This is a genomic window from Marinobacter sp. F4206 (assembly GCF_019392195.1).
Classification (GTDB): domain Bacteria; phylum Pseudomonadota; class Gammaproteobacteria; order Pseudomonadales; family Oleiphilaceae; genus Marinobacter.
In genome coordinates this window covers 2,245,722-2,268,068 of record NZ_JAHXKI010000002.1, presented here as the reverse complement: position 1 = coordinate 2,268,068, position 22,347 = coordinate 2,245,722, and the positions used below count along the sequence as shown (strand labels likewise).

General features: G+C 59.7%; 22 protein-coding genes. 14 read left to right on the top strand and 8 right to left on the bottom strand.

Annotated features, from left to right (window positions below; all coding sequences use genetic code 11):
* Positions 1-16 precede the first annotated feature (16 nt).
* A complete protein-coding gene (gene polA, locus KZO34_RS12700; protein ID WP_219476970.1) occupies positions 17-2,743 on the top strand; it encodes a DNA polymerase I in 2,727 nt (908 codons plus the stop codon).
* A 293-nt stretch (positions 2,744-3,036) separates the two neighbouring features.
* Positions 3,037-3,411: a hypothetical protein gene (locus KZO34_RS12695; RefSeq protein WP_219476968.1), complete on the top strand. Its 375-nt coding sequence runs from the start codon at positions 3,037-3,039 to the stop codon at positions 3,409-3,411.
* Positions 3,412-3,442: 31 nt separating this feature from the next.
* Here the strand turns inward: KZO34_RS12695 and KZO34_RS12690 are convergent, their stop codons facing one another.
* The 3 genes from KZO34_RS12690 to KZO34_RS12680 form a co-directional block, all read right to left on the bottom strand.
* The gene (locus tag KZO34_RS12690; protein ID WP_374706532.1) at positions 3,443-4,816 is read right to left on the bottom strand and encodes an OmpP1/FadL family transporter; all 1,374 of its coding nucleotides are present in this window, start codon (positions 4,814-4,816) and stop codon (positions 3,443-3,445) included.
* Positions 4,817-4,917: 101 nt separating this feature from the next.
* Positions 4,918-6,039, bottom strand: a complete 1,122-nt coding sequence (locus tag KZO34_RS12685; protein WP_219476964.1) for a PilT/PilU family type 4a pilus ATPase — start codon at positions 6,037-6,039, stop codon at positions 4,918-4,920.
* A gap of 41 nt (positions 6,040-6,080) precedes the next feature.
* Positions 6,081-7,115 carry a type IV pilus twitching motility protein PilT gene (locus KZO34_RS12680; RefSeq protein WP_219476962.1) on the bottom strand — a complete coding sequence of 345 codons (1,035 nt, stop codon included), beginning with the start codon at positions 7,113-7,115 and terminating at the stop codon, positions 6,081-6,083.
* Between the two features lie 141 nt (positions 7,116-7,256).
* On the opposite strand from KZO34_RS12680, the gene KZO34_RS12675 reads away from it, so the two are divergent.
* From KZO34_RS12675 to KZO34_RS12630, 10 genes are all read left to right on the top strand, one after another.
* Positions 7,257-7,961 carry a YggS family pyridoxal phosphate-dependent enzyme gene (locus tag KZO34_RS12675; RefSeq protein WP_219476959.1) on the top strand — a complete coding sequence of 235 codons (705 nt, stop codon included), beginning with the start codon at positions 7,257-7,259 and terminating at the stop codon, positions 7,959-7,961.
* A gap of 62 nt (positions 7,962-8,023) precedes the next feature.
* The gene (gene proC / locus KZO34_RS12670) at positions 8,024-8,857 is read left to right on the top strand and encodes a pyrroline-5-carboxylate reductase (protein ID WP_219476957.1); all 834 of its coding nucleotides are present in this window, start codon (positions 8,024-8,026) and stop codon (positions 8,855-8,857) included.
* Between the two features lie 22 nt (positions 8,858-8,879).
* A complete protein-coding gene (locus KZO34_RS12665; protein WP_219476955.1) occupies positions 8,880-9,464 on the top strand; it encodes a YggT family protein in 585 nt (194 codons plus the stop codon).
* 239 nt (positions 9,465-9,703) lie between these two features.
* Positions 9,704-11,668, top strand: coding sequence for a dynamin family protein (locus tag KZO34_RS12660; RefSeq protein WP_219476954.1), 1,965 nt, complete (start codon positions 9,704-9,706; stop codon positions 11,666-11,668).
* Positions 11,669-11,794: 126 nt separating this feature from the next.
* Positions 11,795-12,943: a homoserine O-succinyltransferase MetX gene (gene metX / locus KZO34_RS12655; protein WP_219476952.1), complete on the top strand. Its 1,149-nt coding sequence runs from the start codon at positions 11,795-11,797 to the stop codon at positions 12,941-12,943.
* Positions 12,940-13,545, top strand: a complete 606-nt coding sequence (gene metW, locus KZO34_RS12650) for a methionine biosynthesis protein MetW (RefSeq protein ID WP_219476951.1) — start codon at positions 12,940-12,942, stop codon at positions 13,543-13,545. The genes metX and metW overlap by 4 nt, the downstream gene beginning before the upstream one ends.
* Before the next feature lie 65 nt (positions 13,546-13,610).
* A complete protein-coding gene (locus KZO34_RS12645; RefSeq protein ID WP_374706531.1) occupies positions 13,611-14,003 on the top strand; it encodes a DUF4426 domain-containing protein in 393 nt (130 codons plus the stop codon).
* A gap of 7 nt (positions 14,004-14,010) precedes the next feature.
* Positions 14,011-14,622 carry an RdgB/HAM1 family non-canonical purine NTP pyrophosphatase gene (rdgB, locus tag KZO34_RS12640; protein WP_219476947.1) on the top strand — a complete coding sequence of 204 codons (612 nt, stop codon included), beginning with the start codon at positions 14,011-14,013 and terminating at the stop codon, positions 14,620-14,622.
* A 4-nt stretch (positions 14,623-14,626) separates the two neighbouring features.
* A complete protein-coding gene (hemW, locus tag KZO34_RS12635; RefSeq protein WP_219476945.1) occupies positions 14,627-15,775 on the top strand; it encodes a radical SAM family heme chaperone HemW in 1,149 nt (382 codons plus the stop codon).
* A complete protein-coding gene (locus KZO34_RS12630; RefSeq protein WP_219476944.1) occupies positions 15,775-16,308 on the top strand; it encodes a hypothetical protein in 534 nt (177 codons plus the stop codon). The genes hemW and KZO34_RS12630 overlap by 1 nt, the downstream gene beginning before the upstream one ends.
* Before the next feature lie 19 nt (positions 16,309-16,327).
* On the opposite strand, the gene trmB is transcribed toward KZO34_RS12630, so the two are convergent.
* From trmB to KZO34_RS12615, 3 genes are all read right to left on the bottom strand, one after another.
* The gene (gene trmB / locus KZO34_RS12625) at positions 16,328-17,062 is read right to left on the bottom strand and encodes a tRNA (guanosine(46)-N7)-methyltransferase TrmB (RefSeq protein ID WP_219476942.1); all 735 of its coding nucleotides are present in this window, start codon (positions 17,060-17,062) and stop codon (positions 16,328-16,330) included.
* A gap of 73 nt (positions 17,063-17,135) precedes the next feature.
* A complete protein-coding gene (locus KZO34_RS12620; protein WP_219476940.1) occupies positions 17,136-18,668 on the bottom strand; it encodes a YifB family Mg chelatase-like AAA ATPase in 1,533 nt (510 codons plus the stop codon).
* A gap of 70 nt (positions 18,669-18,738) precedes the next feature.
* The gene (locus KZO34_RS12615) at positions 18,739-18,993 is read right to left on the bottom strand and encodes an accessory factor UbiK family protein (protein WP_219476938.1); all 255 of its coding nucleotides are present in this window, start codon (positions 18,991-18,993) and stop codon (positions 18,739-18,741) included.
* 382 nt (positions 18,994-19,375) lie between these two features.
* On the opposite strand from KZO34_RS12615, the gene glnK reads away from it, so the two are divergent.
* Both glnK and KZO34_RS12605 read left to right on the top strand, forming a co-directional pair.
* Positions 19,376-19,714, top strand: coding sequence for a P-II family nitrogen regulator (glnK, locus tag KZO34_RS12610; RefSeq protein WP_004578958.1), 339 nt, complete (start codon positions 19,376-19,378; stop codon positions 19,712-19,714).
* Between the two features lie 71 nt (positions 19,715-19,785).
* Positions 19,786-21,069: an ammonium transporter gene (locus KZO34_RS12605; RefSeq protein WP_219476936.1), complete on the top strand. Its 1,284-nt coding sequence runs from the start codon at positions 19,786-19,788 to the stop codon at positions 21,067-21,069.
* A 68-nt stretch (positions 21,070-21,137) separates the two neighbouring features.
* Here KZO34_RS12605 and KZO34_RS12600 read toward each other — a convergent pair whose 3' ends face one another.
* Both KZO34_RS12600 and speE read right to left on the bottom strand, forming a co-directional pair.
* Positions 21,138-21,332: a DUF6316 family protein gene (locus KZO34_RS12600; protein WP_219476934.1), complete on the bottom strand. Its 195-nt coding sequence runs from the start codon at positions 21,330-21,332 to the stop codon at positions 21,138-21,140.
* 99 nt (positions 21,333-21,431) lie between these two features.
* On the bottom strand, positions 21,432-22,313 hold the full coding sequence (gene speE / locus KZO34_RS12595; RefSeq protein WP_219476933.1) for a polyamine aminopropyltransferase: 882 nt from the start codon (positions 22,311-22,313) through the stop codon (positions 21,432-21,434).
* Between the last annotated feature and the right edge of the window lie 34 nt (positions 22,314-22,347).

Here is a 22,347-nt window from a genome sequence, read left to right as displayed (position 1 = left end):
CCGGACCCGTTTTGACATGACTGAGCAAAAGACTCCGCCTGTGGTTCTTGTGGACGGTTCGTCCTACCTTTTCCGCGCCTACCATGCCCTTCCGCCCCTGACCACCAGCAAGAACCAGCCCACTGGCGCCATCAAGGGTGTGATCAGCATGCTCCGGCGCCTGGAGCAGGACTTTCCGGGCTCGAAGATGGTGGTGGTGTTTGACGCCAAGGGCAAGACCTTCCGCCATGACATGTATGAAGAGTACAAGGCCAACCGTCCGCCCATGCCGGAGGACCTTGCCTGTCAGATAGAGCCCATTCACGAGATCGTCAAAGCCATGGGCCTGCCACTGCTGATCGTCTCCGGCGTGGAGGCGGACGACGTGATCGGCACCCTCGCCCACGAGGCTACCAGCAAAGGTATTGATGTGGTGGTATCCACCGGTGATAAGGACATGGCCCAACTGGTCAGCGATCACGTCACCCTGATCAACACCATGACCGAAACGCGCATGGACCGTGACGGCGTGCGGGAAAAGTTCGGGGTAACACCCGAGCAGATTATCGACTACCTGGCCCTGGTCGGCGACAAGGTCGACAACATTCCAGGCGTCAACAAATGCGGGCCCAAGACCGCCGTAAAATGGCTCGACAGCTATCAGGACCTCGACAACCTGATTGAGCACTCGAATGAGATCAAGGGCAAGATCGGTGAGTACCTTCGCGATGCCACGGAGACCCTACCCCTGAGCCGGGAGCTGGCCACGATCAAGACCGATGTGGATCTGGACTTCGGCCTGGAAGACCTGAAGCTCCGGCAACAGGACGACGACCAGCTCCGGGAGCTGTTTAAAGAGTACGAGTTCCGAACCTGGGTTTCAGAGCTGGAACAAGGCAACGGCAATGAAGAAGCCAAAGACGCACCCGACACCCCGAGCAATCCGCCCAGGGAAAAGAACTATGCCACCGTCACCGACCAGGGCGAGCTGGATGCGTGGCTCAAACGGTTAAAGAATTCAGACCTGTTCGCCTTCGACACCGAAACCACCAGCCTCCGTTACAGTGACGCCGAAGTGGTCGGGGTCTCCTTTGCCGTTGAGCCCGGCGAAGCGGCCTATGTCCCGCTGGCCCACGACTACATGGGCGCGCCCGAGCAACTGGATCGGGACGCGGTCCTGAACCAGTTGAAGCCACTGCTGGAGGATCCGCAACAGGCGAAAGTCGGACAGAACCTCAAGTACGACAAGAACGTGCTGGCCAACCACGGCATCAACCTCGAAGGCATCGCTGAAGACACCATGCTGGAGTCCTATGTGCTTAATTCCGTGGTCACGCGCCACGACATGGACAGCCTGGCCCGACAGTACCTGGATGAAGCCACCATTACCTTCGAATCCATTGCTGGCAAGGGCGCCAAGCAGCTGACATTCAACCAGATAGAACTGGAGAAAGCCGGCCCCTACGCGGCAGAAGACGCCGACATTACCCTTCGCCTGCACCAGACCCTCAAGCCCCTGCTGGAAAAAACCGGCAAGCTGGCCTCGGTGTACCGGGAGATCGACCTGCCTCTGGTGCCGGTTCTGTCACGGATGGAGCAACGGGGCACCCTGATCAATGCCAGCACCCTTCGCAGGCATAGCCAGGAATTGGCCGAACGCATGGCCGAACTGGAACAGGAAGCCCACGAGGTGGCGGGCGAGACGTTCAATCTCGGCTCACCCAAGCAACTGCAGGCGATCTTCTACGACAAAATGGGACTGCCGGTCATCAAGAAAACCCCGAAAGGTGCTCCCTCGACGGCCGAGCCCGTGCTGCAGGAACTGGCCCACGAGCACGAGCTTCCGCGACTCATTCTGGAGCACCGCAGCCTGAGCAAACTGAAATCCACTTACACGGACACGCTGCCGGAACTGATCAGCCACCGCACCGGCCGGGTCCACACCTCCTATCACCAGGCAGTAACCGCCACCGGTCGCCTGTCCTCATCCGAGCCGAACCTGCAGAACATTCCCATTCGCAGTGAACAGGGCCGCCGGATTCGCCAGGCCTTTATTGCGCCGGACGGCTACAAACTGGTCGCGGCGGATTACTCCCAGATCGAGCTACGCATCATGGCACACCTGTCTGGCGACGAGGGGCTGCTGACCGCATTTGAAAAGGGCGAGGATATCCACAAGGCGACCGCTGCCGAGGTGTTCGGCGTTCCGGTCGAGGAAGTGTCCGGGGATCAGCGGCGCAGCGCCAAGGCCATCAACTTTGGCCTGATCTACGGTATGTCAGCCTTTGGTCTGTCCCGACAGCTCGATGTCGAGCGCAAAGTCGCCCAGGAATACATCGACCGGTATTTTGAACGCTACCCGGGCGTGCTCAAGTACATGGACAACATCCGCAAGCAAGCCCACGAGGACGGCTTCGTGGAAACCCTGTTTGGCCGCCGGCTGTATCTCCCGGAGATCAATGCCCGCAACAAGCAGATGCAACAGGCCGCTGAAAGGACAGCGATCAATGCGCCAATGCAGGGTACCGCCGCCGACATCATCAAGCGGGCCATGATTGAGGTGGAGAACTGGCTGGTGCGGGATCACGCCGACGACGCCAGGATGACCATGCAGGTGCACGATGAACTGATCCTCGAAGTCAGGGCAGCCGCGCTGGACAAGGTCAAGGAGGGTCTGGTGCAACGGATGTCAGCGGCGGCCAAACTGGACGTTCCGCTCCTCGTGGAAGCTGGCGTCGGTGACAACTGGGACGAAGCCCACTGACGCCCCTCAACTTCCACACCTCGTACCGGGCCACGAGCCCGGTGCTTTTTGCTCAACTCTCCCCCCAAAACAGGGCGCCAGTTCACAAAATGCACCTTAAAAAAGCGTAACTTCTTCGCGAGAACGCCCTAACAAAGCCCACCCAGCTCGCCTCCCGACCACTTATTCCGCCGCTTCCCGGACTTTCATGCGTATGCGGCACGAAATTCGCTTCATTTACAGTGTCGGCGCTCGCCAGTCCCACTTAAACCAGGCAGCGCCATGTTGTGACACACGAGTCCGAGGTCGTAACCATGACATCTATGGCATCTGAACGAAGCTGGCTGCTGGATCCGGGCCTGCTGAAGCTGGTTCACCAGTGCCGCCGCCTGATTCGCTCCGAATTCGGCGTGAAATTGCACCTTACGGAAGAACACCTGGAGCAGCAGTTGGCGGAGTACGCGAGCAAAACACGCTCGAGTCACCTGACGCGCACCTGGGAAGCACTGCAGGAAAAAGTGCCGCAGCTAGCCTTAGCAAGCGAAGCTGAAGACGTGCCGAAACGGATGTACCGGGGCCAGGAAATCGCCGAAGACAGCAGACCGGCGGTTGAGGCAAGCAGCGCGGAGACAGAAGCGAACCAGGCACGGAAGAAGAAGGTGATCTACCGCGGCCAGGTCATTGGCTGATCAGCGGGCGCTGATCAGCCTTACATCGGAATCAGAAGGCCTTGCTGACCTGCACTGACGCACTCCAGGCACTCAACTCGTAAGTACCCTGGTAATTCGCGGGAGAACTTGGCTGAGTCGGGTTCTGGTGTGTGTAGTACCGGTCATCGACGTCTGCATCGTCGGCGAAGATCAGCGTACCGATCGCCGCGTCAACCGCCCAGCCACTCTGAACATCCTTCCACTGAGTGCCCAGGGTCAGCCAGTGCCGATCTGCCGAGGGAATGCGGGCGGTGACAAACTGGTCAACGGGTGATTCGTCCCAGGCATAACCCGCCTTGAAGGCCCATGACGGGGTCGCCTGCCAGATTCCACCCAGATTGAACTGCCAGGTGTTCTTCCATTTCTCGGTGATGTGGGTGATGTAGGCACCCGGTACACCAGCGATCTCGCCATTTGAATCCCGGCTGATGATATCCAGCTCCTCAAAACGCCCCCACTTGGCGTAGGTTGCGCCAGCCAGGACCGTGACCTCGTCGGTCAACTGGTGACGGGCACCAAAGGTCACGCTCTCGGGAATAGCCAGGGGCACGGTCACCTTTTCGTTCAAGGTGGTCGTGCTGGCAAAGGCAGGCGGCACCGGCACATTGCTGATTTCCGCGTCTCCCTTGAGCTCCAGCTCGGTACCGGTCTGCGCGGTCAGGCCAAACTGGGTCCGGTCCGACAGCTCATACAGGAAACCGACACGGAAGGTGACACCCACATCGTCGCCTTCAATATCGGCGTAAGGCTCCGGCAGGGCAAGCGCTGCCGGTCCGGCCGTTGAACTCAGATCCTGATAACGGGTAAGGCGACCCTCGGCGTAAATCAGGTTAAGCCCTGCGCCCATGGAAAGCCCCTGGCCGTTGCTGACGGAGACAGAGGGGGTGAAGGCAATGGCCGTAAGCTCGGTTTTATCGGCAAAGAAGCGGCCTGCGAAATCGTCGTCGTAATCCGCGGCCAAACCATAGGGCGCGTGAATACCGAAGCCGACGTCGATCTCATCGCTGACTTCATGGGTCAGGTAAAAGTTGGGCAGAACCGCAGGATCGGCAATATCACCGCCGTTAGAGGCCGGCTGAACCGGAACCGCCGGGTTGTCACGGGTGACGGAAATACTGTCCCGCTTCGCTTCCGCGTCAATATCCAGCACTGCCGCACCGAAGGAGATATTGGTTCCGGATAGCTGGCTCATGCCGGCGGGATTGAACAGAACGGTGGTGGCGTTTTCCGGGTTGGCCGCCGCACCGGCATTGGCCGTCCCCATGGCACTGGCGCTTTGCTCGTTCAGGGAAAACCCGCCGGCAAGCACCGTAGCCGGCGCAGTAACGGCGGCCAGTGTGGACAGGCGGACGGCTCGTGCAAGCAGTGTGGATCTCATGTGCAGGTATCTCCTTATTGATTCGGCGCGGAGTATACGCAGCACAGGGGACTGGCCTCAAATGCCAATCCTATCAGTTGGTTATGCTAACCATTTACGACTTTCGTCTAATCGTCCTGGATCGACAGCTTGTCGACGGTGGACGACAACTGGTCCGCCCCCTGAGCATCGGCGCCCAACTTGATCATCAGACGCAGGTCGTTGGCCGAGTCGGCATGGCCGAGGGCATCTTCGTAAGTGATGGAACCTTCCGCGTAGAGCCGGTAGAGCGCCTGATCGAAGGTCTGCATGCCCGATTCGTTGGACTTGGACATCAGTTCCTTGAGCTTATGCACTTCGGCCTTTCGGATCATGTCCGCCACCAGCGGGGTATTGATCAGGACCTCAATGACCGCCTTCCGACCCTTGCCATCCGGTGTCGGGACCAGCTGCTGGGCCACGATGGCCTTGAGATTGAGGGACAGGTCCATCCAGATCTGGTTGTGCTGTTCCGGCGGGAAGAACTGGATGATCCGGTCCAGCGCCTGGTTGGCGTTGTTGGCGTGAAGGGTCGCCAGGCAAAGGTGACCGGTTTCGGCGAACTGCACCGAATACTCCATGGTCTGACGGGTACGGACCTCACCGATCAGGATAACGTCCGGCGCCTGACGCAGGGTGTTCTTGAGGGCCACCTCAAAGCTTTCGGTATCAATTCCCACCTCACGTTGGGTAACGATGCAGCCCTGGTGCTGGTGCACGAATTCAATCGGGTCCTCGATGGAGATGATGTGGCCCCGACTGTTGCGGTTCCGGTGACCAAGCATCGCCGCCAGCGACGTTGACTTGCCGGTGCCGGTGGCGCCGACGAACATGATCAGCCCGCGTTTGGTCATCGCCAGATCCTTGACCACCTCCGGCAGTGACAGATCATCGATCTGGGGGATTTTCACCTCGATCCGACGCAGCACCATGCCGCACAGATTGCGCTGGAAAAAGGCACTGACACGAAAACGGCCAATCCCCCGGGCACTGATGGCGAAGTTACACTCATGGCTTTCTTCAAACTCGGCCCGCTGCTTGTCATTCATGGCGCCGTAGACGAATTCCCGGGTCTGCTCCGGTGTCAGCGCGTTCTTGGTGACCGGGAGTACCTTGCCGTTCACCTTCATGCTGGGCGGGACACCTGCCGTGATGAACAGGTCCGAGCCCCCTTTTTCAACCATCAGACGAAGCAGCTTTTCAAATTCCATGAGAGTACCTGTGGCGATTCTTGTTTCTTGTCAGTCGCGGATCAGAAGTTATCCGGCATCTTGGCTTTGGCACGGGCGGCATCCCGGGAAACCAGGCCCTTCTGCAGCAGCCGCTCCAGACACTGGTCCAGCGTCTGCATCCCCAGGGAGCCACCGGTCTGGATGGCCGAATACATCTGGGCAATCTTGTCCTCACGGATGAGGTTTCGAATGGCCGCGGTTCCGATCATGATCTCGTGGGCTGCAATCCGGCCGCCGCCCATCTTCTTCATCAGGGTCTGGGAAATAACTGCCTGCAGCGACTCCGACAACATGGAGCGGACCATGGACTTCTCTTCCGCCGGGAATACGTCGACCACACGGTCGATGGTCTTGGCGGCCGAGGTGGTGTGCAGGGTGCCGAATACCAGGTGACCGGTCTCCGCCGCCGTCAGGGCGAGACGGATGGTCTCAAGGTCACGAAGCTCGCCCACCAGGATGATGTCAGGGTCTTCCCGCAGGGCGGACCGGAGCGCCTCATTAAACCCCAGGGTATCCCGGTGCACTTCCCGCTGGTTCACCAGGCACTTCTTGGACTCGTGAACGAATTCGATTGGATCCTCAATGGTGAGGATGTGCTCATACCGGGTATCGTTGATGTAATCCATCATCGCCGCCAGCGTGGTGGACTTACCGGAGCCGGTCGGCCCGGTCACCAGCACGAGGCCGCGGGGTACCGAGGAAATGTCCTTGAACGTCTGCCCCATGCCCAGATCTTCCATGGTCAGGACCTTGGAGGGGATGGTCCGGAATACTGCGCCGGAGCCCCGGTTCTGATTGAAGGCGTTAACACGGAAGCGGGCGACACCCGGAACTTCGAACGAGAAGTCGGTTTCCAGGAATTCCTCGTAGTCCTTACGCTGCTTGTCGTTCATGATGTCGTAGATCAGCCCGTGGACCTCTTTGTGTTCCATGGGCGGCAGGTTGATCCGACGTACATCGCCGTCAACACGAATCATCGGCGGCAGGCCAGCAGACAGGTGCAAGTCGGACGCACCCTGTTTGGCCGAAAAGGCAAGCAGTTCAGTAATATCCATAGGAATCCTCGGAAGGCTTTTTCTTTTATTCCGGTAGCATCGGCCCGGCGGATTTCCCGGCGCAGTTCACTTGGCATTTCAGTGACCTGCGGGTAACGTGTCACCGTACAGGTGACGGACCGGACGTGGCGATTTCAAACTATGAGCAGCATAGCAGACAACATCGGGAGCGTAACCCGACGCATACAAAAAGCAACATTGCAGGCGGGCCGGGACCCCGACTCTGTGCACCTGTTGGCAGTCAGCAAGACCCGCCCGGCCGGAGACCTCCGGGAGGCAGTTGCGGCCGGCCAGACCGCGTTTGGTGAAAACTACCTTCAGGAAGCCCTCGACAAGATCGACGCCCTGGCGGACCTGCCCGATATCGACTGGCATTTCATCGGCCCGATCCAGTCCAACAAGACCCGTCAGATTGCAGCAGCTTTCTCCTGGGTTCACAGCGTGGATCGCCTCAAGGTGGCCCGTCGCCTGAGCGAGCAAAGAGCGCCAGCGATGGGGCCATTGAATATCTGCCTGCAGGTCAATATCAATGAGGAAGACAGCAAGTCCGGGTGCGGGCTTGCGGAGCTGCCAGACCTGGTCTCCGAGATTGGCGAGCTGCCCAACCTGTCATTACGCGGCCTGATGGCCATTCCCGATCCGGGCCAGCCGGAAGCCGACCTGCGCCTCAGCTTCCGCAAACTCGCCCGGACTCTGGGCGACCTGAAAGCGGAGCACCCGGACGCCGGCCCCCTGGACACCCTGTCCATGGGCATGTCGGGAGACCTCGAACTGGCGATCGCCGAAGGTGCTACCTGGGTGCGTGTCGGCACGGATGTCTTCGGCGCCCGGCCTGCGAAGAGCTGAATCCGCCGGTTCCTGCTATGATCAGGACCGGACGTTTAACCGATCAACCGTTGGAGTGAACCTTGAGCACATCACCAACCATCTCATTTATTGGTGCCGGCAACATGGCCAGTGCCATCATTGGCGGTATGCTGGACAGTGGCTACAAGGCCGCTGACATCTGGGTCAGTGCCCCGGACGATGGCCACCTGCAATCCATCCGCAAGAAATTCGGCGTAAGCGTCACCACGGATAACCGTTACTGCGCCCAGCAGGCGGATATGGTGGTCCTGGCAGTCAAGCCGCAGGTCATGGCGGACGTGTGCCGCGATATTGCTCCGGTGGTGCAGAATACCCGCCCCCTGATGGTCTCCATCGCTGCCGGCCTGACCGCCGACACCCTTGATGGCTGGCTGGCCGGCGGCCTGCCGCTGGTCCGGGTCATGCCCAACACCCCGTCACTGGTTGGCAAGGGTGCCGCAGGTCTGTTGGCCAACGCCCACGTTGAAGAGGACCAGAAAAAAATGGTCCAGTCAGTGTTCGAGAGCATCGGCTCTGCACTCTGGGTCGAGGACGAGAACCTGCTGCACGGTGTTACCGCCCTCTCCGGCAGCGGTCCGGCCTACTTCTTCCTGATGCTGGAAGCCCTGGAGGAAGCGGCCACCGAAGCCGGCATCGCCGCAGATACAGCCCGCGAACTGGCAATCCAGACCATGGCCGGTGCAGCTGAGATGGCGGCACGCAGCGAGCATGATCCCGGCCAACTCAAACGCAATGTCATGTCTCCCGGCGGTACCACCGAACAGGCGATCAACACCTTTGAGGAAGGTGGCATGCGCGATCTGGTTCGCAAAGCCTACGACGCCGCTTTCAAGCGCTCAGAAGAAATGGCCAGTGAACTGGCAGGCAAACAGTAACCGATAACGGAGACACGGCTTCATGCTGGCAGAAATCCTGATTACGATCCTGCTCATTGCGTCCACCTTTTACATGACCATCGTGCTGCTGCGGTTCCTGCTGCAACTGGCCCGGGCCGATTTCTATAACCCGATTTCCCAGTTTGCGGTTAAGGCGACCAATCCGCTTTTGCGTCCATTGCGCCGGTTCATTCCGGGCTGGGGCGGCATCGATGGCGCCTCGCTGGTGCTGGCTATCATTATTCAGGCCATCACCTTTTTCCTGATCCTGATCGCCCTGAATGGCGGCATTCCTGCCATCAATCCCGTCACCCTGCTGGTATGGTCCGTGCTGAATGTTCTGGACCTGATCGTGAAGATCTATTTCTGGTCGGTAATTGCCGTGGTGGTGGTGAGCTGGATCGCCCCGGGCAGCAGCCATCCCGCGATTCAGCTGGTAGCGCAAATCACCGAGCCGGTCATGCGTCCGGTGCGTAACATCATGCCATCCATGGGCGGACTGGATCTCTCTCCTATCATCGTATTCCTGATTCTGAACGTCATTTCCGTCGTGATCGAGCACATGAAAATGGCCGCCGGACTCGGCTCCATCGGCCTCGGAATGTAAACAACGTCTCACCGATACACTCTGTAACAGTTCGCGACGAAAACAAAAATACCGGAGCTGCAAAGTCATCTTTATGATTTTGCAGCTTTTTTATTGCAGCCCCTGTGTATTTCAACGACAGTCCACACCGCACCCGCCCACAAAGATTCGTTTAACAGGATAGTATTACCGGTAATTAATCCGTTACCCGTAAGTACTTGAGTCACAAGCACCCGGTAGTCGCGCAGAAGGAAAATCCAATGAATCAACAGGGAACTCTGTCGCAGCAGGTAGAGGCGTACCACAACTGGAAAAAAGAGCTGATTCGCCAGATCGGTCGTTACCGGCTATGGCTACAGGACAACGACCTGTTTTCCGACGATGTCAGCACCCGGATTCGCCACGGTCTGGAATTGCTGATAGAAGACGAACTGACCATCGCTTTTGTCGGAGAGTACTCACGGGGCAAAACGGAGCTGATCAACGCCCTGTTCTTCTCCGAATACGGTCAGCGCATGCTGCCGTCCCAGGCGGGCCGAACCACCATGTGCCCCACCGAACTGTTTTTCGATCGCAGCGCCAACCAGAACTACCTGTTGCTGCTGCCCATCGAAACCCGCACCGGCGAGCTGTCCCTGCAGCAGCTGCGCAAGCAACCCGAACGCTGGGTCAAACACGAGCTGGACGAACGTGACCCCGAGGTTATGCGCGAGGTACTGGCCGAGGTGGCACGGGTCAAGAGCGTACCCCCTGAGGAGGCCCGCAACCTCGGATTTGACGAGGACATGCTGGAGCACGACCGCAACAACCCCGGCAACGTTCTGGTCCCAGCCTGGCGCAATGCCCAGATCAGCATCCGCCACCCGCTGTTCGAACGCGGCCTGCGGATTCTCGACACGCCGGGCCTGAACGCCCTGGGTTCTGAACCCGAGCTGACCATCAGCATGCTGCCACGCGCGCACGCCGTGATCTTCGTGCTGAGCGCCGATACCGGTGTGACCGCCAGCGACATGACCATCTGGAAAGAACACATTGATACCGAGCACGCCGATCACCGTGCCGGACGTTTCGCCGTCCTGAACAAGATTGACGTGCTCTGGGATGACCTTCAGGGCGAAAAGCACACCCAGGATGCCATCGATCGTGTCCGCAGCTATACCGCCGACCATCTCGGCATCCGCCAGAATGACGTTATCCCACTGTCGGCGAAACAGGGCCTGGTGGCCCGGGTCCGACAGAACGAAGAACTGTTCGAACGCTCCAACATCGGTCTCCTGGAGCAACTGATTATCCAGCGCATCCTGATGCACAAGGAACAGCTGATCACCCAGAGCCTGATCAATGACCTGCTGGGCATGCTTCAGAACAGCCAGGCCGCCATGCAAACCCGGCTCAGCTCCCTGGAGGAAGAACTCGAGGCCTGCTCCGGCATCACCATGGACAAACAGGCCCTGAGCCGACTGGCCGACCGCGCCCAGAAGGATTACGACTTCTACTACAAGAAACTGATCACCCTGCGCTCCAGTCGTCGCCTGATGGACTCCCAGGGCGACATGCTGAAAAAGTTGGTGAGCGAGGAACGGTTCGAGGGCCACGCCGACAAGATCCGTCGATCCATGTCGAAAAGCTGGACCACCGCTGGCATGAATCGCGCTATGGACCAGTTTTTTGAACTGCTGGAGAGCGACCTGACCAACTTGCTGAGCGAGGGGCATCTGGCAGAAAAAATGGTGGGTGCCATCTATCGCCGCTACAACGAGGACACCCGCGCCCGACATCTGGAGCCGATTCCCCTGCGCTCCGGCCGGCACGTCATTGCCATTCGCGAACTGCGCAAGAAAGCACGCCGATTCCGGATCAGCCCGAAGAACCTGCTGACCGAGCAGTCCCTGCTGGTGCGCCGCTTTTTCAACGTGATGGTCGGAGAAGCCCGTACCCTGCACGCCCGTGTACGGGCCGACGTAGAACGCTGGCCCCAGGAGGCACTGCTGCCGATCATGCAGTATTCCATGGAACAGAAGCAGCTTTTGGAGCACCAGATCCGGCGCCTGCGCGACATGGTGCGCAGTGACCGCGATAGCCGGGCCGAGCGGGAGCGGCTGAACCACACCATTTCTGACCTGCGACGTCAGCTGGAACTGGCCGATGCCATGCAGCGTCAGATCCGGAAACCGGCGCCAACGTTGATCCAACAAAAAGTCGTCAACATCTCCGGGGCCGTCTGAGCCCCGGCGCGGCCGGGCCCCTCCGGTTGCAGCCATGACGGCCCGGCTTTAAACTGCTGGGCTGGCAATGGCTTCGTCATTGCTGTTCCAGACACTTTCGGATCGAACCAGGAACCTGTCGCGCCAATGCCCGATTCCCTGCCCGCGGATTCTGTCGGGATTGTTTCCCCGCAGATTTATCATTTTGATTCGCCCATAGACCTGGCCTGCGGCCAGTCGTTGGACAGCTACGACCTGGTGGTGGAAACCTACGGCGAACTGAATGCCGACGCCAGCAACGCCGTCCTCATCTGTCACGCACTCAGCGGGCACCACCACGCCGCCGGCTACCACACGATGGATGAACGCAAACCCGGCTGGTGGGACAGCTGCATTGGGCCGGGCAAGCCCATCGATACCAACCGGTTCTTCGTGGTAAGCCTCAACAACCTGGGCGGCTGCCACGGCAGCACCGGGCCCAACAGCACCAATCCAGCCACGGGCAAGCCCTACGGACCGGACTTTCCGGTCATTACCGTCGGCGACTGGGTAAAGAGCCAGGCCCTGCTGGCGGACCGGCTGGGCATCCAGTGCTGGGCGGCCGTCGTGGGCGGGTCTCTCGGAGGCATGCAGGCACTGCAATGGAGCCTGGATTACCCGGAACGACTCAAGCACTCGGTCGTGATCGCGTCCACTCCGCGACTGACGGCCCAGAATATTGCCTTCAATGAAGTGGCTCGACAGGCCATCACCTCGGACCAGGAGTTCCACGGCGGCCGCTATTACGATTTTGATGTGGTGCCCCGACGCGGGCTGATGCTGGCCCGCATGGTAGGCCACATTACCTACCTCTCCGATGCCTCCATGGGCGAGAAATTCGGCCGTGAACTGCGGGACCAGGCCTACAAGTTCGGTTACGGCGCCGAGTTCCAGGTGGAAAGCTACCTGCGCTATCAGGGTGAACGCTTTTCCGAAACCTTTGACGCCAACACTTACCTTCTGATGACCCGGGCCCTGGATTATTTTGATCCGGCCTACGATTATGGAGGCGATCTTTCCCGGGCCCTGGCCGGCACCCGCTGCGAATTCCTGGTGCTGTCCTTCAGCACCGACTGGCGCTTCAATCCGGCGCGCTCCGAGGAACTGGTCAACGCCATGATTGCCGGTCGCAGGAAAGTCAGTTATTCGGAGATAGATGCGCCCTGGGGCCACGATGCCTTTCTGATACCAACCCCCAGATATACCGATATCTTCACCGCCTATATGGATCGCGTTGCACGGGAGGTAGGCGCATGAGACCGGACCTCGAAATCATCCAGCAGTGGATCCAACCCGGTTACCATGTCCTCGACCTGGGTTGCGGCGACGGCACCCTGCTCGACTACCTGCAACGGGAGCGTGGCGCCAGTGGCTTTGGCCTGGAGATCAACCCGGAACATATAACCACCTGCATGGGGCGCGGGGTTGCCGTAATCGAGCAGAACCTCGACACCCAGGGACTGGGCAATTTTGACGACGGCAGCTTTGACACCGTCCTGATGACCCAGGCCCTCCAGGCTGTTCGCCGTCCGGACCGGGTGTTGGATGAGATGCTTCGGGTCGGTCGCGAAGGCATCGTCACCTTCCCCAACTTTGCCCACTGGCGACTTCGGTGGGGACTGGCACTGAGCGGTCGCATGCCCGAATCCGAAGCACTACCGTATAAATGGTACAACACCCCCAATATTCGGTTGTGCACCTTCAAGGATTTTGAAGCCCTCTGCCGCCAGAAAGGCATTCGCATCAAGAGCCGGCGGGTGGTTGACGGCCAGCACCAGAACAGCTGGCTGGCCCGATTATGGCCCAACCTCCTGGGGGAGATTGCCATTTACCGCATCACACGGGAGAACGAGCAATGATCACCGCAAAGCGTCGAACCCTCAGCAAGATCGCCCTGTCCGCACTGCTCTGGATTGGTTTTTCAATGCATGCCCAGGCCGCCGGTAACACCGATTTCGGGGACTACCAGGTGCACTGGAGCGTACTGCCCAGCACGTTCATTGCACCGGAAGTGGCCCGTGCCAATGACCTGCAGCGCAGCAAAGGCATTGGCATCGTGAACATCTCGATCATGAAGGAAAATGAGGACGGAACTCTGTCCCCGGTCAGCGGTCAGGTTGAAGGCAAGGTCACCAATGACGTCCAGCAGGTGCGCTTTCTGGCTTTCCGCCGAATCCAGGAAGGCGATGCTGTGTACTTCATCGCGGAGTACCAGTACAGCTCCGGTGAACTGATGACCTTTAACATCACCGCGCGCCCGACCGGTGCATCGCAGGATCTGCCGGTCCGTTTTGCCCACACACTGTTCAGCGACTGAGTTGAAAATGCCAGAGCCAACCGCAGACAAGCTCGTTATCGCCAGCAACAACAAGGGGAAGATTGCAGAACTGACGGACCTGCTTTCACCGCTGGGCCTGATGCCGATCGCCCAGGGAGAGCTGGGAGTCGGAGAAGCCGAAGAGCCAGCGGTGACGTTTGTCGAGAATGCCATTCTCAAGGCCCGTCATGCTGCCCGCGAAACCGGCCGGCCGGCACTGGCAGACGACAGCGGTCTGGCAGTCGACTGCCTGGGCGGTGAACCCGGCGTCCGTTCAGCACGGTACGCCGGCGCCAATGCCACCGACGAGGACAATGTGAACGCCTTGTTGGCAGCCATGGCGGATATTCCGGAGCCCCGCCGAGGTGCCCAGTTCCATTGCGTACTGGTGTTGCTGCGCCATGCCGATGATCCCACCCCGATCGTTTGCCATGGCCGGTGGCCCGGCACCATTCTGGTCGCCCCGCAGGGCGAGGGCGGTTTTGGCTACGACCCGGTTTTCTGGGTGCCCGAACACCAGTGCAGTGCCGCCGAACTGTCACGCGCCGAGAAGGGCCGGATCAGTCACCGGGGACGGGCGCTGGCACTGCTGGCCCAGCAGCTCAGGGCGGGAGCCTGAGACGGTGACCGCCCCAGCCACGGCGGCGGTCAGACCGCCCCTCAGCCTGTACCTTCACGTACCCTGGTGCGTGCGCAAGTGCCCCTATTGCGACTTCAACTCCCATGCGGTCAAAGGGGAGATTCCGGAAGCCCCATACCTGAAGGCGCTGCTGGAAGACCTGGACCAGGATCTTAGCCTCGCCAGCACCCGCGAGATACAGACTGTATTTATCGGTGGTGGCACGCCGTCACTGATGAGCGGTGAATTCTACCAGCGCCTGTTCCGGGAGCTGCGGGCTCGATTGAACCTGGCCCCTGACGCCGAGATTACCCTGGAGGCCAATCCGGGCACTCTGGAACAGGGTCGCTTCGAGGCCTTCCGGGCCGCAGGGATCAACCGCCTATCCATTGGCGTGCAGAGCTTCAACGCAGGGCATCTGGCAACCCTCGGCCGAATCCATGACAGCGACGCTGCCCACCGGGCCATCGAAGCAGCCCGACGGGCCGGTTTTACCAATTTCAACATTGACCTGATGCATGGCCTGCCCGACCAGACGCCGGCAGATGCCATCGCAGACCTGGAAGCTGCCCTTAGTCATAACCCCCCACACCTGTCCTGGTACCAGCTGACGCTTGAACCCAACACCGAGTTCTACAGCCGCCCACCTGACCTGCCTGATGACGACCGACTCTGGGACATTTATCGTCAGGGCTCGGACTATCTCAGACGACAGGGGTTCAGTGACTACGAAGTCTCAGCCTGGAGCCAGCCGGGCATGGCCTCGCGCCATAACCTCAATTACTGGACCTTCGGGGATTATCTGGCTCTTGGGGCCGGCGCCCACGGCAAGATCAGCCTGGCCGATGGCAGCATTCGTCGCTACTGGAAAACCCGGCAACCGGACGCTTACCTGAACCGTATCGGTAGCCGCACGGCGGGGTCCGAGCAGATCGCTCCCGAAGACCTGCCCCTGGAATTTCTGATGAACGTGCTGCGACTGAGCGACGGGGTCGAGGAAAGGCTATTTACCGATCATACGGGTTTACCCCTGTCCTCAGTTGCGGTAAAACTTGAACAGTTGCGTGGTGAGAAGCTGCTGGAGGGACATCGCATCCAGGCGACCGAGCTGGGCCAGCGATACCTGAACAGCCTTTTGGAGCGTTTTCTGTAATGGACTGGGCAAAAGAACTCGCAGCACTGCCAAGATCACTGAAGGCTTGCCTGATTGCAGTGCTGGTTCTGCTCGGTACCCTGCTTCTGATCAATCAACCACTACAGACAGGCTCTGCGCCCCAGGGCATTGTCAGCTTCCAGATGGCCGGAACCGCTGAGCAGGCTCATGCGATCGTGCGCAGCTGGCGGGCGGAAGGCGTGGTCTGGGCGAGGATTTCGTTGTGGCTGGATTTTCTGTTTATCCCCGCCTACGTGTTTGCCCTCATCCAGCTGACCCGGCATTTGATGCGGGATCGGCCCGGCGTTCGGGAGCGAATGGTTGCCCGCTGGATACGCGCCCTCTTTCTGGCTGCCGGATTGACCGATGCCACCGAGAATATCCTGCTGCTGAACAACTTTAACCCGCCTACCGACGCGGTGAGCTTGGCTGCGACCATCTGTGCGCTGGTCAAGTTCACCGGCCTTACCCTCGGCATCGCCGGCCTGGTGATTATCCGGGCGGCGCGCCGCCACCCGCTGGCCCACGGATGACGTTGAGCGTCCCTGTCAATCAGTTGGTGCGATAGAACAGCAGATCCCAGACTCCGTGCCCAAGCCCTTCACCGCGTTTCTCGAACTTGGTGATGGGGCGATCTTCCGGTCGAGGTGAAAATTCACCCACCGCCAGGGTGTTGGCAAAACCTTCGGACTCACTCATCACTTCCATCATGTGCTCGGAGTAGTTCTCCCAGTCCGTCGCCAGATGAAGGATTCCGCCCACCCGCAACTTGTGGCGCAGACGCTGCACAAACTCCGGCTGGATCAACCGGCGCTTGTGATGCTTTTTCTTGTGCCAGGGATCCGGGAAGAACACCATGACCCGGTCGAGACAGGCATCCGGCAAACACAGATCGATCACGTCATTGGCATCGATGTTGTAGATTCGGACATTCTCCAGCCCCCGGTCTTCCACCTCCTTAAGCAGGGCCCCGACCCCGGGCAGATGAACTTCCACACCGATGAAGTCCTGCTCCGGCGCAGCCTCCGCCATATCGGCCAGGGACTTGCCCATGCCAAAACCGATTTCGAGGTTGAGCATGGCATCACGTCCGAACACCTGCCGCGGGTCGATCATGCCATGCTCGCGGGTCAGGCCAAATTTCGGCCAGCTGCGCTCGTACGCTTTCTTCTGCCCTTCGGTCATTCGCCCCTGACGCAGGACAAAACTGCGCACGCCACGACGCGTCGTTACCGGCGACTCCGCGGCTGCGTCTTTCGGGTTGTGCGGGTCTTTTTGATCGGTCATTTGCCATCCTCAACCGCAGGTTGCGGGTCTGGTTCAACGGATAATTGACGACAGTTTACCAGAGACAACGGATTCAGGAGGACACCAACCCACTCCGTCCCTGCTGGCGGTCAAGCTGGCGATACCCGAGGGCCTCCATCAGGTGCGACTGGGCGAGCGCGTGACAGCCATCCAGGTCGGCCAGGGTCCGGGCCACCCGGAGAATCCGGTGCAAAGCCCGCGCAGAGAGCCCTAGCTTCTCCATGGCTCCCGACAGGAGGCGCTCACCCGGCTCATCCAGACGGCAGGCCTCCTGAAGCGCCCGACCGGAGAGGGCCGAGTTCAGGTGACCGCGGCCATCTTGACGGGCCCGGGCGTCGGCCACCCGGGCCGCCACCAGGGCACTGGATTCGCCTTCCCCCACCGGTCGCATCAGGAGGTCACCACTCTGGACCGGCACCTCCACGTGCAAATCAAACCGATCCAGAAGCGGACCGGAAATTTTCGACCGGTAGCGCAGGACTTGCTGGGGCGTGCACTGGCACTCAACGGTGGGGTGCCCGTTGAAACCGCACGGACAGGGATTCATTGCGCCCACGACCTGGAAACAGGCCGGAAACCGAACCTGCCGCGCAGCCCTGCTGATGGCAATTTCCCCGGTTTCCATGGGTTCACGCAGCACCTCAAGTACCCGACGCTCGAACTCCGGTAACTCATCAAGGAAAAGTACGCCCCGATGGGCCAGGGAGATCTCCCCCGGCCGGGGGCTGCTACCACCACCGACCATCGCCACCGCGGAAGCGGTATGGTGGGGCGCGCGAAACGGTGGCCGGCACCAGCCCTCGACACCCGATGCCAGACCCGCCACCGAATGCACGCTGGCCACCTCCATGGCGGCCTCATCAGTCAATGGTGGCAGAATGCCCGGCAGCCGGCTGGCGAGCATGCTCTTACCGGTCCCGGGTGGCCCGAAGAACAGCAGGTTATGATTTCCCGCAGCGGCCACTTCGAGGGCTCGCCGCGGTACGCTCTGGCCGCGGACATCGGACAGGTCCGGCAAATCCCGGGCAGCGTCCAGCCCGGACCTCGCAGATGCCCTGGCCAACGGCACCAACCGGGCGCGACCCGCCAGGTGCTCACACACCGCCAGCAGATGCCCAGCCGCCAGGACATCCTCCTGACTGGCCAGCGCGGCCTCGTCGGCATTGGCGAGGGGCACCAGCAAGGCCCGGCTGTCATTGCGGGCGGCCAGCACCGACGGCAGAACACCCTTCAGAGGGCGGAGTGCACCATCAAGGGACAATTCTCCGACGAATTCACAGGCACCGAGACTGTCTGCGGGGATCTGACCGGAGGCGGCCAGGATGCCAAGCGCAATGGGCAAATCGAATCGGCCACCCTCTTTGGGCAGGTCCGCGGGGGCGAGATTGATGGTGATGCGGCGAGCCGGGAACTCAAACCCGGCGTTGAGCAGCGCACTGCGCACTCGCTCCTTACTCTCCCTGACCCCGGTTTCCGGCAGGCCGACGATGGAGAGGGCCGGCAAGCCACCGGAGAGATGAACTTCGACGGTTACCGCCGGAGCCGACACGCCAATGCAGGCGCGGGAATGAACAATAGCAAGCATGACAACCTTCCATGGTTTATTGGCTGCAGATCAGAGAGTTGGGCGCGGCGTCCTGCCTGCCCGTCAGAGGTTACTGGTCCTGCAGTTTCTGCTCCAGATCCGTGACCCGGCGCTCCAGCGCCTCCACCTTCTCACGAGTCTTCATCAATACCGCCTGCTGCGCGTCAAACTCCTCCCGAGTGACCAACTCCAGACGCGACAGAACGGCCATGACCGTGGCGCGGGCCTGGGTTTCAAAATCTTCCCGGGCAGCCCGGGCCATATCGGGAACAAACTGGCCAAACTGACCCTGCAACTGGGAAAAGATATCCTGCGGACCTTTCACGCATCACCTCTCTGATTCGAATAATGGCCGGTTTAGACCAAAGACAGCGCCTATAACCGCTTCGCGGGAGTGTATCACACCGCAGCCCCTGCCATACTGTATCCGGTCGGCAGTATAATGCCCGACGACGCTCCGACCGGGCCCGCTCTAATTTGGCCCATTCCGGAGCGAGGCGCCCGATTTTGGTGCACGCTTTTGCTCCAATCTGGGACAGCCACTGCGTAATAGGTTGTTATTAAAGCCTTTTTTTGCGTTGGCACATACGATGCTACAGGTCTCGCACGCAATCCGCACAATTGGTGTGCGAGGTGGCAGCATCCCGAATCCAACAAATGGCCGACGGGCCCTAAAATGTTGGGACGGCAATATCAAGGAGAAAGCAATGAAACTTGTGACAGCGATCATCAAGCCTTTCAAACTGGATGATGTCCGTGAGGCACTATCCGAGATTGGAGTGCAAGGCGTAACCGTCACTGAAGTCAAAGGCTTCGGTCGGCAAAAAGGCCACACAGAACTCTACCGTGGTGCGGAGTATGTCGTGGACTTCCTTCCCAAGGTCAAAGTAGAAGTTGCCATCGGCGACAACCTGCTGGACCAGGTCATCGAATCCATCACCAAGGCGGCCAACACCGGCAAGATCGGTGACGGCAAGATCTTCGTGACTGAACTGGAGCAAGCCATCCGGATCCGGACTGGTGAAACCGGCGAAGAAGCGGTCTGATCCAGCTCGAATAAACGAATAGCCAACGCAAAAAATTTATAACCTGAAAAGCCTCGTGCGGAGGGCTTCACATGGAAAGCAATCTTAATCATATCTTTGAACTGCAGTACGCAATGGACACCTTCTACTTCCTGGTGTGCGGTGCCCTGGTCATGTGGATGGCTGCGGGTTTCGCAATGCTGGAAGCCGGTCTGGTGCGTGCAAAAAACACCACTGAAATCCTGACTAAAAACGTCGCTCTGTTCGCCGTTGCCTGTACGATGTACCTGATCTGCGGCTACGACATCATGTATGGCGGCGGTATCTTCCTCAGCGGCATCACCACCGTTGCTGAAATGGACGACGCGGCCGTGGCCGGCGTTATTGCTGCCTCCACCGAAGCCGGCTTCGGCGACATGGGCGAGTACAGCGGCGCTTCCGACTTCTTCTTCCAGGTAGTCTTCGTGGCAACTGCCATGTCCATCGTTTCCGGTGCGGTCGCCGAGCGTATGAAGCTCTGGGCCTTCCTGGCCTTCGCAGTGGTTATGTGCGGCGTGATCTACCCGATGCAGGGCTCCTGGACCTGGAACGGCGATTCCGTATTCGGCATCTACGAGCTGAGCTACAGCGACTATGCCGGTTCCGGTATCGTTCACATGGCCGGTGCGGCGGCTGCCCTGGCTGGCGTCCTGCTGCTGGGTGCACGGAAAGGCAAATACGGCGCGAACGGCCAGATCAAGGCCTTCCCGGGTGCCAACCTGCCGCTGGCAACGCTTGGTACCTTCATCCTGTGGATGGGCTGGTTCGGCTTTAACGGTGGCTCTACCCTGAAACTGGGTGGTATCGGTGTCGCCAACGAAGTGGCCAACGTGTTCCTGAACACCAACGCGGCTGCTGCCGGTGGCCTGATCGCTGCGCTGATCGTGGCCCGCATCATGTTCGGCAAGGCCGATCTGACCATGGCCCTGAACGGCGCCCTGGCTGGTCTGGTAGCAATCACCGCCGAGCCGGCTGATCCGTCTCCGCTGCTGGCCACCGTCATCGGTGCCATCGGTGGTGTGATCGTGGTCTTCTCCATCGTTACCCTCGACAAGCTGCGTATCGACGATCCGGTCGGTGCCATCTCCGTCCACGGTGTGGTCGGTATCTGGGGTATCTTCGCAGTCCTGCTGTCTGACGCAGACGCGACCTTCATGGGTCAGCTGGTCGGCATGCTCACCATCTTTGTCTGGGTCTTCGGTACCAGCCTGATCGTGTGGAGCATCCTGAAGGCCGTCATGGGCATCAGGGTTTCCGAAGAGGACGAGTACGAAGGTGTGGATCTGTCCGAGTGTGGTATGGAAGCCTACCCGGAGTTTGTCAGCAGCAAGCCGTAACCGCCGGCTGGCACGATCAAAAAGGGCGCCCCTCGGGGCGCCCTTTTTTGTGTCTTGCGGCAGCAATGTCAGCCGGTGCCACTGTATAGCACATCCTCGGAGTGACGAAGATAGAGCAGCAACTCCATTTGCGCTTCCCTGATATTGTCGAAAGGCCCCTCGAGCACCCCCTCACGAGTCTGAAAGAACCATTGTCCATTCACCAATTCGAACCGGTCACTGCGAAACCAGTGACGTTCTGCCTCACCCTTGCGCACATCCATATTCCACATCTCCTGCACAGCGAACCACGACTCCGCTCACTTTCTGAGCACACCTCTGAGTGTAGCCAATCTGGTCAGTCTGTCGAGCACAGGCGTTTTTCAGGCCTCCCCGGGTACAACCGGGTCCTCCAGGGCATCCAGCATGAACTGGGGCATGGCCAGGGCTCCGAGGTGAACACCGGCATTGTAATAGCGTGTCACGAACGGGCGGGTATCGGCGTCTTCCTCTCGGAAGTAACGAACCGGTTTATCCTTGCCAGCCATGGTGCAACTCCACCAACCCGTCGGATACACCGGTTGCGGAAACGGCAGGGTCTGAACGTGATCAAATCCGGCTTTGCGCATATCCTCGTGGATCGACTTGATGATGGTATTGGTGTGCAGCAGGGGCGATTCGCTCTGCTGCACGATCAAGCCACCGTCACGCAGAGCCAGCATGGCGTCGCGGTAGAAATCGAGCGCAAAAAGCCCTTCCGCCGGACCCACAGGATCGGTGCTGTCGATGATGATCAGATCGAGGCTGTTGGGCTCAATATCACGAATCCACTGGATGCCATCGCCGAAAAAGAAATTGGCGCGGGGGTCACCATTGGATTCACACAGCTCCGGAAAGTACTTCTCGGACATGCGGGTCACCCGCTCGTCGATTTCCACCTGCCAGGCCTCTTCCACCCCGGGGTGTTTGAGCACTTCCTTCAGGGTACCGCAGTCGCCGCCACCTACAATCACCACTTTTTTCGGATCCTTATGAGTGAACAGGGCCGGATGGGTCATCATCTCGTGATACAGGAAGTTGTCCCGGGTGGTCAGCATCACACAACCGTCCAGTACCATCAGATTGCCGAAGGTCTCGGTTTCGTAGATTTCCAGTTTCTGGAACGGGGTCTGCTCTTCGTGCAGTTTCTTCTTTACCTGCAGGGAAAACGCCGTTCCCTGATCCTGAAACACCTCGGTAAACCAGCCTTCGTTCAATGCCGTCATTATGTTTCTCCTGCTGTGGTCCGTAAGCCGGGTC